The organism is Geobacter sp. FeAm09 (assembly GCF_008330225.1).
Lineage (GTDB): Bacteria > Desulfobacterota > Desulfuromonadia > Geobacterales > Pseudopelobacteraceae > Oryzomonas.
Genome location: NZ_CP042466.1, coordinates 90,786 through 106,535, shown reverse-complemented (window position 1 = coordinate 106,535; position 15,750 = coordinate 90,786). Strand labels below are relative to the sequence as shown.

Genomic DNA, 15,750 nt, shown 5'->3' with positions numbered 1-15,750 from the left:
TCGCGCAGGGTGCACCGAACTATGACTATGGAAAGAACAACTGACGCCTTCCGTGGGAAGGGGATCCTGATAACCGGGGGTGCCGGCTATCTGGCCTCCGGCCTCGTGTCCCTTCTGAAGCATGCAGAGTGTCACATCGTCAGGCTGGACAGACATGACGCACATTGGGAACCGGTGGCGGGCACCGCGCACGTCACCGATGTGTGCGGGGATGTCCGTGACCCTGCCATATGGGACCGGAATTTGGAACATATTGATTTCATTTTCCATCTTGCCGCCCAAACCAGCACCTATGTTGCCAATGCAAGGCCGGCCGACGATCAGGCGACCAATGTCATGCCGATGCTTCACCTGCTGGAGGCTTGCCGACGACAGGGGAAGCGTCCGACGCTTTGCTTCTCGAGCACGGCAACTGTCGCCGGCATACCCGAGCGCCTGCCGGTGGACGAAACGCACCAGGACCACCCGCTTACCATATACGACCTCCATAAGCAGATGGCAGAACAGTACCTGCGCTGGTATGCGGAACAGGGGGTTGTGCATGGCGTCACGCTGCGGCTGGCAAACGTGTATGGACCGGGGCCGCGCAGCAGCCGTTCCGACCGGGGCATCCTTAACCAGATGATCCACCGGGCCCTTGCCGGCGACCCCCTTACGGTCTACGGGGCGGGAGATTATCTGCGCGATTACGTATATGTGGACGATGTCGCCCGGGCGTTCATCGCCGCGGCTCGGCATGGCGAGAAGCTTAACGGGCGCTTTTTCGTCATCGGCAGCGGCCAGGGGCATACCATTGCCGAAGCCATGCACATGATTGCACGGCGTGGAACGGCAAAAACCGGGAGACAGGTCACCGTGCAGCACGTTGAGCCTCCCGATGACCTTTCTCCAATTGAGCAGCGGCATTTTGTCGCGGATTCCCGGCTGTTTTCCGTGGCAACCGGCTGGAGCGCGCACTACGCCCTCGACGAGGGTATCGACCGTACCATGGAGGCGTTTTCATGAATGTATTGATCATTGGCGGGGCGGGCTTCCTGGGCGCCAACCTTGTGCGGCGTTGCCTGGCTGAGCAGAACGTCCATGTTACGGTTATGGACTCGCTCGATCCCCATCTGCATGCCACCACCAGAAATCTTAGGGAGATCTGGCCACAGATACGCTTCGTGCGGGGGGATATTCGCGACGAGACCTTGCTGGCGGACATCGTCCAGGGGCAGGACATCATTTTTAACTGCGCAGCACAGACGTCCCATCCCCTTTCCATCCAGTACCCGCTCCTTGATGCGGAGATCAACTGCCTGGGAAATCTGAAGCTGCTGGAAAGCATACGCTTGTTGAATGGGACAGCACGGATAGTCTACACGTCAAGCAGCACCGTCATTGGCAAGGCATTAACGGAAGTTGTGAATGAAGACCACTGGGAGCGGCCACTGGAAATATACTCTGCCAATAAAGGGGTGGCAGAAAAATATTACCGCATCTACCACACCATTCATGACCTTGATACCATCGTCCTGCGCTTTGCCAATCTCTACGGCCCCTATGGCAAGGGGTATCAGGAGTTCGGCTTTATCAACTATTTTATCCACCAGGCCTGGACGAACCAGGAAATCAGGATCTTCGGCACGGGAAACCAGACCCGGAATGTCCTGTACGTCGACGATGCGGTGGACATCCTGTGGCGGGCGGCTCATGAGCCGCGTCTCGTGGGGGAAAGCTGGTTCGCCACCGGCGACCAGCACCTGAGCGTGCGAGAAATAGCAGAAAAGACCGTCCAGATATTTCAGCGCGGGAAAGTCACGCATATCGAGTGGCCGGATGAGCGTAAACGTATAGAAATCGATCATGTCGTATTTTCCTCCGAACGGCTGCGTTCGATTATCGACTGGAAACCGCGCCACGACCTGGAATCGGGGCTCCACCGCATCAAACGCGTTTTTGAGCAGGGCCAGGGAGAAGAGACGCCATGAAAATTGTTATTACCGGAGCATTGGGGCATATCGGTTCCCGCCTTATCAGAACAGTTCCCGAGCATTTTCCCGGTGCCGAGATCATGTTGCTGGACAACCTTTCAACCCAACGATACAGTTCCCTCTTTAACCTTCCGCCCCATGGCCGCTACCATTTTCTGGAAACGGATGTGCTGACCGCCGACCTTGACGCCATTTTCAGCGGCGCCAGTGTCGTCGTCCACTTGGCAGCCATCACCAACGCTGCGGGCAGTTTCCAGAACCGGGACTTGGTTGAGCAGGTCAACTTCGAGGGCACCGAGCGAGTTGCCCGGGCGTGCTGCCGCACCGGCACCCCGCTGATTTTCATATCCACGACAAGCGTTTACGGCTCGCAAGTCAAGGTTGTAGACGAGGATTGTTCCCCCGAAGAGTTGCAGCCCCAAAGCCCGTATGCCGATTCAAAATTGCGGGCGGAGCAGATGCTTCAGTCCCTGGGGCGGGAAGCGGGGCTGCGCTTTGTCACCTGCCGCTTCGGCACTATTTTCGGAACATCCGCCGGCATGCGGTTTCATACTGCCATCAACAAGTTCTGCTGGCAGGCGGTGATGGGGTTGCCGATCACCGTGTGGAAGACGGCGCTGCATCAGTACCGTCCCTATCTTGACCTGGCCGATGCAGTTGAGGCCCTGATCATGATCATACACAGAGAGCTCTATGACGGCAGGGTCTATAACGTAGTCACGACCAATACCACCGTAAATGCGATTATAGAGATCATTTCGCGTTTCGTTCCGGAAATCTCCATCCGGTATGTTGATACGGAGATCATGAACCAGCTTTCCTACCATGTCGACAGCCAGCGCTTCCGGAATGCCGGTTTTGCCTACAAGGGAGATTTGGCCCGCGGCATACAGGCAACCATTGAGCTGCTTGAAGCAGCGAACACGCGACACACGGGGGAGGCCGATTAGTGGCGCGTCCCTTCGTTACCATAGGGGTACCGACGTACAACCGGCATGACCTGCTGCGGGACACCCTGAATTCCATTCTTTCCCAAAGCTTCACCGACTTCGAAGTTATCGTCGGCAATGATTTTACTGCCGAGGTGCTGACTGGCGATATGCTCGGCATATCCGACCCGCGTATCCGCTTCGTCAACCATCCCCGCAACCTGCGGGAAGTGGGCAACATGAATGCATTGCTCGCCCTGGCTTCGGGACGTTACTTCACATGGCTGTTTGATGACGACCTTTACGAACCCGATTTTCTGGCAACCGCTTGCGCACTCCTGACTAAAAGCAATTTCCCCCCGGCTTTCTTTTCGTCATGCCGGGTTCTGAGGTATGACAAATTGCTCCCCGGACTGCAAAATATCTCCTTCCTTTCGTCGGCAAAAGATACACGTACGGGTGCGGTTCAAGGCCAAGAAATGTTCCACACAATGGATCTGCTCACAGGCCGGGAATTTCTCGGGCGTTTTATCGGCTCGCTGAAAATCGTCTCAACCTCGGGCCTGTTCGACACTGCCGCCCTCAGGGGCATTGTTGGCGGCGTCGAGGAGCTGTGCGATTCTGCAATAGGCCTCTATTGCGAGTACCTCTTTCTCATACGATGCGGCCAATTTGACAGAATTGCGTACACGGATGTGCCATTTGTTCTTATGCGGGCCCATACCGGATCATGGAGTGAAAGCAACCTTGAGCTGGACAAGTACCATGAAGCCGGCAAGGAACTGGTACGGCGATGCGGCGAGGTATTAAAACACCCCGGCTTATTGGCCGATTACGATTCAAACCTTGCCAAAATATGCAAACTTCACCTGGTCACCTACGCCTATAAGTCTGCCAGGCTGGAAATTGCCCGAAAAGCGTTCGGTCCTGCCGCGGCCTGTCGCGCTCTATCGAGACTTGTCAAAGAGACGGCAAAGACAAAATCCTCGTTTGCAAGCGCCGGGGGATCTGATAATTTTCGCACTACGCTCATGTTTGCACTGGCGCAGATCAGACAGGCTTGTTTGATCTGCGGGACGCTTGCGGTCCATTGGCTACGGCAGTTCCGGCCCAAGCGTCCGGAACTCGGCTGACACGACACTCTTGAACACGGATAACCGGAGTGGGTACCTGTATGATTGAATACGAGAATCTCAGCAGGGTTAATGCACCATACCTGGCGGAACTGAAACGGGCCAGCTCTGAAACACTTGAGAGCGGCTGGTATATTCTGGGCAGGAACGTTGAGCGTTTCGAGCGGGAGTTTGCTGACTACTGCGGGAGTTCATACTGCATCGGCGTGGCCTCGGGACTCGATGCCCTGATCCTTTCGTTGAAAGCTTACGATTTTCCCGCAGAGAGCGAGGTCATCGCACCATCAAACACCTATATCGCCACGATCCTCGCCATTCTCCACTGCGGCCTGAAGCCGGTACTGGTGGAACCCGATCTCTGGACCTACAATATTGACCCGGCCAGGCTCGAAGAACATATCACCGGGAAAACAGTGGCAATCATGTCGGTTCACCTCTATGGCAAAGTCTGCGACATGGAGAAGATTCTGGAAATCGGGCACCGGCACGGGCTCAAGATTTTTGAAGACTGTGCCCAGGCCCATGGGGCCTCACTGAAAGGCAAAAAAGCCGGGACATTTGGCGACTGCGCGGCCTTTAGCTTCTATCCGACCAAAAACCTTGGCGCTTTGGGAGATGCCGGGGCCATTACGACAAGCGACAGCGCGATAGCAGAGAGATTGAAGGCTCTCAGGAATTATGGTTCCACGATAAAATATTACAATGATGTAGTTGGCCTGAACTCCCGCCTCGATGAAATACAGGCGGCCTTTCTGTCGGTCAAGCTCCCCTCGCTTGACCGTATAAATGGACACAAAAGGCAATTGGCCAATCTCTATCACCACGGCTTGCGGGACGATTTTGTCAAACCGTGCATCCGGGACGATTTTTTCGATGTCTATCATATTTACAACATCCGCCACAAGCGCCGGGACGAGCTCAAGAAGTATCTGGCGGAACACGGGATTCAAACCGATATTCATTACCCCGTCCCCCCCACCGGCAGAAGGCGCTTCGGGGGATGTTTGATGCCGACGCATACCCGCTTGCAGACGAAATCCACGTGACAACGCTCAGCCTTCCGATCTCAAGCTGTCATACCGGGGAAGACATATCACGGGTAATCGATGTCATGAACCGCTTTGGGGCCTGACAGCCCTGGCCGGCGCAGCATCGGTGAAGTGCCGCCCTGGCGGCCAGCACAACAACATAGGCTCATCGATGGACGTTACGCACAACCTGAAGGGCACCCGCATCCTTATTCTCCTGCCTCACCTCGTCGTTCCGGGCGGGGCGAGCAGCTATGCCCTGCACCTCGCCGGACAGCTTCTTGAGCGGGGCGCCACGGTCGGGCTTCTGGTCATGAGGATCAAGAGGGATTCCTTTGCTCTCCCGGCCGGGATCGAGGTGGTTTCCCTTGGTGGTCCACTGACCTCGAGCATGTTCTACTGGCTGCTCTTCCCATTCTGGCAGGCCCGGATCAATCGGGCTATCAGCACGTGGCGGGCCGGCGTGCTCGTCCCGCAAGTCTTTCCGTCGAATTGGTGGGCTTGGCTCTACAAGCGGAACAGGCCGGAGGCTAAACTGGTCTGGATCTGTCACGAGCCAAGTGCCTTTATCCATTCCGATGCATGGATTCGGGCTCTTAGACCTGCCTGGAAGAGCCTGGTGGCCCGTGTTCTGAAGCCTGTTCTGGCGGCCATCGATGTCTCCCTGGTGAACGTTTGTGACCGCATTGTCGCGAACAGCCGCTTTACCGCAGCGGAGGTGGAGCGCGTTTACGGGCTGAAAGTGGACGGGATTGCACATCCTGGCGTGGATTTTCAGGATTTTACCGGCTCAGGATGGCGGAAAGAGCGGGCGCTCATCACGGTGGCCCGGCTTACGAAATTCAAGCGGATCGACTTTCTGCTGGAGGTTTTCCGGGAACTGCTGAAAACGTTCCCGGACCTCACCTTCCATATCGTCGGCACCGGTGAGGAGGAGGCCGAACTCCAACTGTTGGCGAAGAAACTTGGTGTAGCGCAACAGGTCGTCTTCCATGGCAAAATCGGGGAATCGGCCCTTGCGTCCCTGTACCTGCGGTCAACGCTCTTCCTCCACGGCAGTGTCGATGAACCATTCGGCATGGCCCCTCTCGAAGCAATCGCCTGTGGCACGCCGGTAATAGCCCACAACAGTGGCGGCCCGGTGGAATTCGTGACCGCGGAGTGCGGGAGGCTGATCAATTCGCTGTCCATAGCTGACTGGGCTCAGAGCATTTCAGAATACCTCAACTTTCTTTTTGCCCATGAAGACTTTCCCGAGCGCGTTCTGGAATGTGCCCGCAATTACGACTGGCGGCGTTCACTCGCGCAGGCCACCGAGGTCATTGCCGGTCTGTGCACCGAAAGCACAAATCCCCCCCCATGATAACCATGCACACACAGGTTTCTACCGGCACAAATCCCCTCGTACTCTCTCTTTGCAGCTTCCCATAGTCACGGCAGGCATACTGGCCCCCGGAATTGCCGTAACCGGGCGGCCATGTTCCGGTGGATCTGCTCAAATGATCCGTTATTCGGCGAAACAAGAAACGCCATTTTCATGCATGGCACCAAAATCGGGGCACCGATTTTTGCCAATAAGACCATAAATGACGAGAACTTGATACGAATGGCGGTTAAGGAACTCAAACTTTCTCCTTCTATTATCCGTAATTACGGCAAAGCGGCTATTATTTTCAACAGATAGCAGAACCGGCCGGTCAAGATTTTGCATTAAAATATTCTGCCCCTTGGAAGCGCAAGAACCCATCCCCGCTCCGCAGAGCGAAGGTGGCGTGGCAGCAGACGCCTTCGTCCCGTGCCGGGAGCATCAAGGATTACCCCATGAGACTCTCCATAGTCATGCCGTGCCTCAACGAGGCCCTGACCCTGCCGACCTGCATCGGGCGGGCGAAAGAGCTCCTTGAGAGGCATCACATAGATGGCGAAGTCGTTGTCTCCGACAACGGGTCAACGGACGGCAGCCAGAAAATCGCCGAAGAGCTCGGTGCCCGGGTGGTCATCTGCCCGGTCCGCGGGTATGGCGCCGCCTTGCAATACGGGATCGAGCAGGCCCGGGGCGACTATGTCATCATGGGCGACAGCGACGACAGCTATCACTTCGACGAAGCCTACCCGATGCTGCAAAAGCTGGAAGAAGGCTATGACGTCTGCATGGGCACCCGCCTCAAAGGCACCATCATGCCCGGGGCCATGCCCACGCTCAACCGCGTGCTCGGCAACCCCATACTCACATTTATCGGAAGGCTGTTCTTCAATATCGAGACCAGCGATTTCCATTGCGGCATGCGGGCCTTCAGACGCGACAAGGTACTCGGCATCGGCCTGGTCACCACCGGGATGGAATGGGCCTCGGAACAGGTCATCAAAAGCAGGCTCAACAGCTTGAAGATGACGGAGGTACCGATCACGCTGTACAAGGACGGCCGAAATCGCCCGCCGCATCTCCGCCGCTGGCGCGACGGCTGGCGCCATCTGCGCTTCATGCTCCTGCATGCGCCCAACTGGCTTTTCATCTACCCCGGAATGGCCCTGGTCCTGACCGCACTGGCCCTCGGCATCATGCTGCTCCTGGACGCGGTGCGGATCGGGCCGGCAGTACTTGACGTGCATTCCCTGCTGACCATGTCGTTTATGACGATTGTCGGCATCCAGACCATATTCGCCGGGCTTTTTGCCAATCTCTACGCCCATCTCATCGGCATTTTGCCGACGGATACGGCCTTCATCAAACAGCTCAAACGCTTTTCCCTCGAAAAGCTCCTTGTCGTGTTCGGCGCAATCGGCCTCGCCGGCATCATCATCTTTTCCATCAGCTTCTGGGGATGGTATGCGGCAGGTTACCCCGCGCTCGATGTCCGGGTAACCATGAGGCACGTCATTCCCGCGCTCACCCTGATTACCATTGCCGGCCAGGGGATATTCAACTGTTTCATGTTCTCCATGCTCTTTCTCAAGACCAAGAACCCCATCGGCAGCGGTATTAACGATCACCTGGAATAGCCCGCCCATGCGTGAACCGGCAAGATTACAACAGAACAGGATTCGCGACATGGTATCCATCGTCATGCCGTCATACCAGCAGGTCGCCTACCTGGAGGAGGCCGTGCGCTCGGTCCTCGACCAAGAGGGGGTGACGGTCGAACTGCTGGTCATGGACCCCGGTTCCAGCGACGGCTCACGGGAGTTGCTGCTGGAACTGCACAAGGAATACGGGGAATGTCTCGTCCTCCACTTTGCGCCGGACCGGGGGCAATCGGATGCGGTAAACCGGGGCATGGCGCTGGCCCGCGGCCGGGTCTTGGGGTGGCTCAACTCGGACGACCGCCTTCGTCCGGGGGCGCTGGCCAAGGTGGCACCCCTGCTGGCCCGTGACGAACCGGCATGGCTCTACAGCAAGGCCAGTCTGATTGACGCCCAGGGGGCGCCGGTCATGAGCTTCATCGCCCACTACAAGAACTGGCGGGGTCGGCGCTTTTCACGCCTCAAGCTGTTGACCGAGAATTTCATCCCCCAGCAGGGGCTTTTCTGGAATCGGGCGCTCTGGGATATGGCCGGGGGCCTCGACATCGATCTGCACCTCGATATGGATTACGACCAATGGCTGCGCTTTGCCCGGATCAGCGATCCGATCGTGCTGCATGAGGAACTTGCGGACTTTCGCATCCACGGTGCGGCCAAGGGAAGCCGGCAGACCGGCGAGCAGCTCGATGCGGCTTACGCCACGGCGTGCCGCCATGTCGGCCCCCTGGGGATCCCGGGGCGTTTGATGCTGCCGGTCCATCGGCTGCTCAGCCTGCGGACCCGCATGGCCTACCGCTGGTTGAAACCACGGGAAAAAATGTAATCAGGAACACTCACCCTCGTTGCCGCCGGCAACGAACAAAAGCAAAGGGGAAGGAAAAACATGATCAAAAATATTGTCGCTGCCTTTCTTGTCCTGCTGGCCGTCCCGGTTTTCGCCGCCAGCGAGCCACAAACCGAAGAACAGAAGACCATGTATGCCATCGGCTCGATGCTGGCCGGCCATATCTCCGTCTTCAACTTCTCTCCGGCCGAACTTGAGCTGGTGAAACAGGGCTTTGCCGACGCCGCGGCCGGGAAAAAACTGCTCGTCAACCCGGACGACTACAAGAAGCAGTCCAGGGATCTGGCCGATGCACGCATGAAACGCAAGGCGGGCAGGCTCTCGGCCGAGAGCAACGAGTTTCTGGAAAAGGCCGCCCAGGAGAAGGGCGCCGTCAAGACCGAATCGGGCATGATCTATGTTGCGACCCAAGAGGGGAGCGGGCCGAACCCGAGTGCGACCGACAAGGTAAAGGTCAACTATCGGGGGACCCTCATTGACGGCAAGGAATTCGACAGCTCGTACAAACGGGAACAAGCGGCCGAATTTCCGCTGGACAAGGTGATCAAGTGCTGGACTGAAGGGGTGCAGAAGATGAAGACCGGCGGCAAGGCCAAGCTGGTCTGCCCGCCGCGGCTTGCCTACGGCGAAAGTGGCGCCGGTGCCGGCCTCATCCCCCCCAACGCCGTCCTCGTGTTCGAGGTTGAACTTCTGGAAATAGTAAAATAGCAGGGCTGGCGATACACCATGAGAACACCATCATTCGGCGCGACAGGACAACCGGCATGACCACTCGCACCACGGCGACCAGACATGCCGGTTTTCCGCTGGCCCATGCCGCAATCCTCGTCACCCTGGCGGTGCTTGTCTACGCCAACACCTTCCAGGTGCCGTTTGTCCTCGACGATTCGGAAAACATCGTGGAGAACCCGGTCATCCGGTCCCTAGGCAACTTCCTTGCCAACGGCAGCGGCTATGAAAACTTCCCCAACCGCTTCATCGCCATCTTCACCTTTGCCCTCAACTACTACTTCGGCGGCCTGAACGTGGCCGGATACCATGTGGTCAACCTGGCCATCCACGTCATCAACGCCCTGCTCGTCTACGGGCTCGCGGCCCTCACCCTGCGCACACCATTCTTCCGCGAACGGCCCGGCGCACACGGCCAGACCATCCGCCTGCTCCCCCTCTGCGCCGCCCTGCTCTTCGTCTGCCACCCCATGCAGACCCAGGCCGTCACCTACATCTACCAGCGGGTCGCATCCCTGACCACCCTCTTCTACCTGGCGGCACTGCTCCTGCATATTCGCTGGCGGATGGCCCAAGCCGAGGGGGCGCCCTTCCGCTCCCGGCGGGTGGCCCCCTTCTATCTGCTGTCGCTCCTGGCCGCGGTTCTGGCCATGAAAACCAAGGAGATCGCCTTTACCCTCCCCCTGGCCGTGCTCCTCTACGAGTTCTGTTTCTTCGGCAGGCCGGGCCGCAGGCTCCTTCTCCTGCTGGCACCCATGTTCATGACCATGCTGATCATACCGGCCACCATGATCGATTTCGGCGCCCTCACCGGGGCGCCCGGCAGCGTCATCAACGACGCGACCTCGTTCAAATGGCCCTTCTCACGCTGGGCATACCTCTGCACCCAGTTCAGCGTCATCGTCACCTACCTGCGCCTGTTCCTGCTCCCGGTCAACCAGAACCTGGACCACGACTACCCCATCAGCCACTCCCTGCTGGAGCCCCGGGCCTTCCTCTCCCTGGCCCTGCTGTTCGCGCTCCTCGCCCTGGCCGGGTGGCTCTACCGCCGCAGCGCAAAAGCCGGCGCGGATGGCGCAACAGCCCTTTCCCGCCTTGCCGCCTTCGGCATCCTCTGGTTCTTCATCACCCTTGCCGTGGAATCCAGCCTCATCCCCATTGCCGACGTCATCTTCGAGCACCGGGTCTACCTGCCGTCGGCCGGCCTGTTCGTGGCCGTCGCAGCCCTGTTGTTCGCCAGGGCGGAGCGCCTCCGTCCCCGCCTGCCGCACGCCGGCGGCGCGCTCCTGGCGGTGCTGGCCGTGACCGTCGCCACCTTCTCCGTCGCCACCTTCCGGCGCAACATCGTCTGGCAGGATACCGAGCGCCTCTGGACGGACACCAAAAGCAAAAGCCCGAACAAGCCGCGCATTTACGCCAATCTGGGGATGTATTACACCTCGGTGGAACGTTATGACGAGGCTATCAGGGCCTACGAAACCGTCAACAGGCTCTATCCCTGGAACCCTGACGTTCACTTCAACCTGGCCCAGCTTTACGGCGCACAGGGCCGCACCCGGGAAGCCGCCCGCGAGTACGGGATCGCATTGTCTCTCGATCCACAGCATGCAAAAGCCCGGGAAGCCCTCAAGCTTCTCCAGGGGCAGACCACACCTTAGCGACGGGCGGCCCATGTCCACGATACCGGATCCCATGCAGCAGCAAAAAACGAAAAGAGGGGCATTGCTGCACCACGCGCTCTTCCACGGCGCAATTCTGGTGCTGTTCGCCCTCATCTGCTACTCGAACACCTTCAGAGTACCCTTTGTCTTCGACGACCTGGACAATATCGAGAACAACCCGGTCATCCGGTCACTGGGCAACTTCTTTGCCAACGCGAGCGGCTACGAGTTCAACGGCAACCGCTATGTCGGCACCCTTTCCTTTGCCTTCAACTACCACTTTGGCGGGCTGGACGTGGTTGGCTACCATATCGCCAATCTGGCGATCCACATCGTCACGGCGCTCCTGCTCTACGCCCTGCTCCGGCTGACCTTCCGCACCCCGTTTTTCGCAGCGCTCCCCGCCGGTTCTCAGCCGGCGGCCCTCATCCCTTTCTTCGCCGCCCTCCTCTTCGTCTGCCACCCTCTGCAAACGGAGGCCGTCACCTACATCTACCAGCGGGTCGCCTCCCTGGCCACCCTTTTCTACCTGGCGGCGCTGGTCCTCCATATTTGCTGGAGGCTCGCCTACGCCGGGGGGAAGGCCGTTGCCTCGCCGCAGGTGCTCATCCCCTATCTGCTATCGCTCCTGTGCGCCCTGCTGGCCATGAAAACCAAGGAGATCGCCTTCACCCTGCCCCTGGTCGCGCTCCTCTACGAATACTGCTTCTTCGGCAAACCGAGTCGCAGACTCCTCCTCCTGCTCGCGCCCCTGGCCGTGACCATGCTGGTCATCCCCCTCACCATGGTGGATCTGCACCGGCCGGCCGGCGCCATCCTCGCCGAGGCCGGCAGCGCGACCAGGCCGGGCGGGGATCCGCTCCCCCGGTGGAACTACCTGCTCACTCAGTTCAGCGTCATCGTCACCTATCTGCGCCTGCTGGTGCTCCCGGTCCACCAGAACCTGGACTACGACTACCCCCTGACCCACTCGCTGCTGGAACCGCGGGCCTTTCTCTCCCTGGCCCTGCTGCTGGCAATCATTGCCCTGGCGCTGCGGCTCTGGCGCAGGAGCGGCGCCTCCCCGGAGGCCGGCCCCCTGCCTCGCCTGGCCTCCTTCGGCATCCTCTGGTTCTTCATCACCCTTGCCGTGGAATCCAGCCTGGTCCCGATTTCGGACTTTATTTTCGAACACCGGGTCTACCTGCCGTCGGCCGGCTTCTTCATGGCCGCAACGAGCCTGCTCTTTTGTGGCGCGGCACGGTTCGGAGCCCACCTTCCCGCCGTCCGCACCATCATCGTGCTGCTTTCCCTCTCCGCACTCGTGCTGTCGGCGGCCACCTACCGGCGCAACATGGTATGGGAGAGCGTGCTCTCCCTCTGGGAGGACGTGAAGAAAAAGAGCCCGAAAAAATTCCGCGCCCACAACGAGATCGGCGTATACCATGCCAAACAGGGACGGCTCGACGAGGCGGTCCAGGCGTTCACGGCCGCGGTGCGGCTCAACCGGAAAAGCGCCGACGCCCGTTTCAACCTGGCCCAGGCCTACTACCTTGCCGGACGCTACGGGGAGGCGATAGAGCAGTTTGAAGCCGGCCTGCGGCTGAAGCCGGACGAGGAACGGGCTGTCGTCCTGCTGCAGGAGATCCGGCGGGAGATGGACCGGCAGGCACAAATTGAGACTACTGACGGAGAAGCACGCCCATGAAAACGGTAACGTCCCCCACGCATTCGCCCTCCCAGGAGTCCCCCCTGGCGAGGATCGCCGCCAGGCTCCCCTCAAAACCCTACATCCCGCTGCTCGCCATACTGGTGGTCGGCCTGCTCTGCTATGCCAACACCTTCCACGTCCCGTTCCATCTCGACGACGAAGAAAACATCGTGGAGAACCCGGTCATCCGGTCCCTGGGCAACTTCCTTGCCAACGGCAGCGGCTATGAAAACTTCCCCAACCGCTTTATCGCCATCTTCACCTTTGCCCTCAACTACTACTTCGGCGGCCTGAACGTGGCCGGATACCATGTGGTCAACCTGGCCATCCACGTCATCAACGCCCTGCTCGTCTACGGGCTCGTGACCCTCACCCTGCGCACACCATTCTTCCGCGAACGGCCCGGCGCACACGACCAGACCATCCGCCTGCTCCCCCTCTGCGCCGCCCTGCTCTTCGTCTGCCACCCCATGCAGACCCAGGCCGTCACCTACATCTACCAGCGGGTCGCATCCCTGACCACCCTCTTCTACCTGGCGGCACTGCTCCTGCATATTCGCTGGCGGATGGCCCAAGCCGAGGGGGCGCCCTTCCGCTCCCGGCGGGTGGCCCCCTTCTATCTGCTGTCGCTCCTGGCCGCGGTTCTGGCCATGAAAACCAAGGAGATCGCCTTTACCCTCCCCCTGGCCGTGCTCCTCTACGAGTTCTGTTTCTTCGGCAGGCCGGGCCGCAGGCTCCTTCTCCTGCTGGCACCCATGTTCATGACCATGCTGATCATACCGGCCACCATGATCGATTTCGGCGCCCTCACCGGGGCGCCCGGCAGCGTCATCAACGACGCGACCTCGTTCAAATGGCCCTTCTCACGCTGGGCATACCTCTGCACCCAGTTCAGCGTCATCGTCACCTACCTGCGCCTGTTCCTGCTCCCGGTCAACCAGAACCTGGACCACGACTACCCCATCAGCCACTCCCTGCTGGAGCCCCGGGCCTTCCTCTCCCTGGCCCTGCTGTTCGCCCTGCTCGCCCTGGCCGGGTGGCTCTACCGCCAGGATAAAAAAGAAGGCGCGGCGGGAGAAAGCGCAGCCCTTTCCCGTCTTATGGCCTTCGGCATCCTCTGGTTCTTCATCACCCTTGCCGTGGAATCCAGCCTCATCCCCATTCTCGACGTCATCTTCGAGCACCGGGTCTACCTGCCGTCGGCCGGCCTGTTCGTGGCCGTCGCAGCCCTGCTGTTCGCCGGGGCGGAGCGGCTCCGTTCCCGCCTGCCGCACGCCGGCGGCGCGCTTCTGGTGGTGCTGGCCGTGGCCGTCGCCACCCTCTCCGTCGCCACCTTCCGGCGCAACATCGTCTGGCAGGACGCCGAGCGCCTCTGGAGCGACGTCAAGGCGAAAAGCCCCCGAAAGGCCCGGGCCTACAACATGATAGCGACCATCCGGGTGCGGCAGAACCGGCACGCCGAATCCCTCGGCGAGCTGCTGAACGCCATCAGTCTGAAACCGGATTATGCCGACGCCTACTACAACCTCGGCATCGTCTACAAGGAACTGGGGATGGTCCAGGAATCCACCGCCATGTATCACAGGGCTACGACGTTGAACAGCAGCAATGCCGACGCCTTCAACAACATGGGGGGCAATTACATCCACCTGGGCAGCCCCGAACGGGCGGTCGAGGCGTTTTCCATCGCCGTGCGGCTGCGCCCCGGCCGCATCGACTTCAGAAACAACCTGGCCCTGGCGCTGCTGTTGCAGGGATATGCGGATGAGGCGGTCCGCGAATTGCAGACCGTCCTGCAACTCAGGCCCGGCGACCCCAAGGCCACCAGGATGCTGCAGGAGATTGAACGCTTACAAGCCGCCCAACCCTGATGCGCAGAGCACCGGGGGCTGACGTCGGCGCAAAACTACGGCACGGAATGTGATGACATGCTCAACGGCAAGAGGATCGTGGTGGTACTGCCGGCCTACAATGCGGCGCGAACCCTGGAGATGACGTGGCGGGAAATTCCTTCCGACATCGTGGACGAGATGATCCTCGTGGATGATGCCAGCCATGACGACACAGCGGAGGTGGCTCGCCGCCTCGGTATTCCCGTCATTATCCATCCGGTCAACAAGGGGTATGGGGGCAACCAGAAATCGTGCTACCGTGCCGCGCTGGCATGTGGGGCCGATATCGTCGTCATGCTGCACCCGGATTACCAGTACACGCCGAAACTGGTGCCGGCCATGGCCTCGATGATCGCCTACGGGGAGTTCGACGCCGTGCTCGCCTCGCGCATCCTCGGGACCGGGGCGCTCAAGGGGGGCATGCCGCTGTACAAGTACGTTGCAAACCGCTTTCTGACCTTGATTGAGAACATCCTGCTCGGCCAGAAGCTCTCGGAATACCATACCGGCTACCGGGCTTTTTCCCGCCGGCTCCTTGAAACCCTTCCCCTGGGCATGAATTCGGACGACTTCATCTTCGACAATCAGATGCTGGCCCAGATCGTCTTCTTCGGTTTCCGGATCGGCGAGGTGAGTTGCCCGACCAAGTATTTCCCCGAGGCATCTTCCATCAATTTCTACCGCAGCACCGTCTATGGCTTTGGCGTCCTGAAAACCGCGCTCAGTTTCCGGCTCGCCGCCTGGGGGCTGTTCACGTCGCGGCTGTTCCGCCAGGACACCCCGCCACACAGGGTACGGCAATCATAGGCGGTGCCGCCTTCATCCCAAGACGGCCAACGGTACCCCCCGC

The 15,750-nt window shown here is 59.7% G+C and carries 12 protein-coding genes and 1 pseudogene; all 13 read left to right on the top strand.

Going from position 1 to position 15,750, the window contains the following annotated elements; all coding sequences use genetic code 11:
• Positions 1 to 27 precede the first annotated feature (27 nt).
• The 13 genes and pseudogenes from FO488_RS00540 (at position 28) to FO488_RS00480 (ending at position 15,707) form a co-directional block, all read left to right on the top strand.
• Complete coding sequence (locus tag FO488_RS00540) at positions 28 to 1,005, top strand: NAD(P)-dependent oxidoreductase (RefSeq protein WP_149208739.1); 978 nt, start codon at positions 28 to 30, stop codon at positions 1,003 to 1,005.
• Positions 1,002 to 1,970: an NAD(P)-dependent oxidoreductase gene (locus FO488_RS00535; RefSeq protein WP_149208738.1), complete on the top strand. Its 969-nt coding sequence runs from the start codon at positions 1,002 to 1,004 to the stop codon at positions 1,968 to 1,970. Before FO488_RS00540 ends, FO488_RS00535 begins: the two co-directional genes overlap by 4 nt.
• Positions 1,967 to 2,923, top strand: a complete 957-nt coding sequence (locus FO488_RS00530; protein WP_149208737.1) for an SDR family oxidoreductase — start codon at positions 1,967 to 1,969, stop codon at positions 2,921 to 2,923. Before FO488_RS00535 ends, FO488_RS00530 begins: the two co-directional genes overlap by 4 nt.
• The gene (locus FO488_RS00525) at positions 2,923 to 4,035 is read left to right on the top strand and encodes a glycosyltransferase family 2 protein (RefSeq protein ID WP_149208736.1); all 1,113 of its coding nucleotides are present in this window, start codon (positions 2,923 to 2,925) and stop codon (positions 4,033 to 4,035) included. The genes FO488_RS00530 and FO488_RS00525 overlap by 1 nt, the downstream gene beginning before the upstream one ends.
• Positions 4,036 to 4,076: 41 nt before the next feature.
• Positions 4,077 to 5,167 (top strand): annotated as a pseudogene (locus FO488_RS00520) (DegT/DnrJ/EryC1/StrS family aminotransferase).
• 68 nt (positions 5,168 to 5,235) lie between these two features.
• Positions 5,236 to 6,426, top strand: coding sequence for a glycosyltransferase family 4 protein (locus FO488_RS00515; RefSeq protein WP_149208735.1), 1,191 nt, complete (start codon positions 5,236 to 5,238; stop codon positions 6,424 to 6,426).
• A gap of 458 nt (positions 6,427 to 6,884) precedes the next feature.
• Positions 6,885 to 8,063, top strand: coding sequence for a glycosyltransferase family 2 protein (locus FO488_RS00510; RefSeq protein ID WP_149208734.1), 1,179 nt, complete (start codon positions 6,885 to 6,887; stop codon positions 8,061 to 8,063).
• 49 nt (positions 8,064 to 8,112) lie between these two features.
• Positions 8,113 to 8,907, top strand: a complete 795-nt coding sequence (locus FO488_RS00505) for a glycosyltransferase family 2 protein (protein ID WP_205743316.1) — start codon at positions 8,113 to 8,115, stop codon at positions 8,905 to 8,907.
• 60 nt (positions 8,908 to 8,967) lie between these two features.
• Positions 8,968 to 9,636 (top strand): FKBP-type peptidyl-prolyl cis-trans isomerase, encoded by a 669-nt coding sequence (locus FO488_RS00500; RefSeq protein WP_149208732.1) that lies wholly within the window; start codon positions 8,968 to 8,970, stop codon positions 9,634 to 9,636.
• A 56-nt stretch (positions 9,637 to 9,692) separates the two neighbouring features.
• Positions 9,693 to 11,315 carry a tetratricopeptide repeat protein gene (locus FO488_RS00495; RefSeq protein WP_149208731.1) on the top strand — a complete coding sequence of 541 codons (1,623 nt, stop codon included), beginning with the start codon at positions 9,693 to 9,695 and terminating at the stop codon, positions 11,313 to 11,315.
• Between the two features lie 13 nt (positions 11,316 to 11,328).
• On the top strand, positions 11,329 to 13,005 hold the full coding sequence (locus FO488_RS00490; RefSeq protein WP_168205816.1) for a tetratricopeptide repeat protein: 1,677 nt from the start codon (positions 11,329 to 11,331) through the stop codon (positions 13,003 to 13,005).
• A complete protein-coding gene (locus tag FO488_RS00485) occupies positions 13,002 to 14,879 on the top strand; it encodes a tetratricopeptide repeat protein (RefSeq protein ID WP_149208729.1) in 1,878 nt (625 codons plus the stop codon). Before FO488_RS00490 ends, FO488_RS00485 begins: the two co-directional genes overlap by 4 nt.
• A 57-nt stretch (positions 14,880 to 14,936) precedes the next feature.
• Complete coding sequence (locus FO488_RS00480) at positions 14,937 to 15,707, top strand: glycosyltransferase family 2 protein (RefSeq protein WP_149208728.1); 771 nt, start codon at positions 14,937 to 14,939, stop codon at positions 15,705 to 15,707.
• Positions 15,708 to 15,750 lie beyond the last annotated feature (43 nt).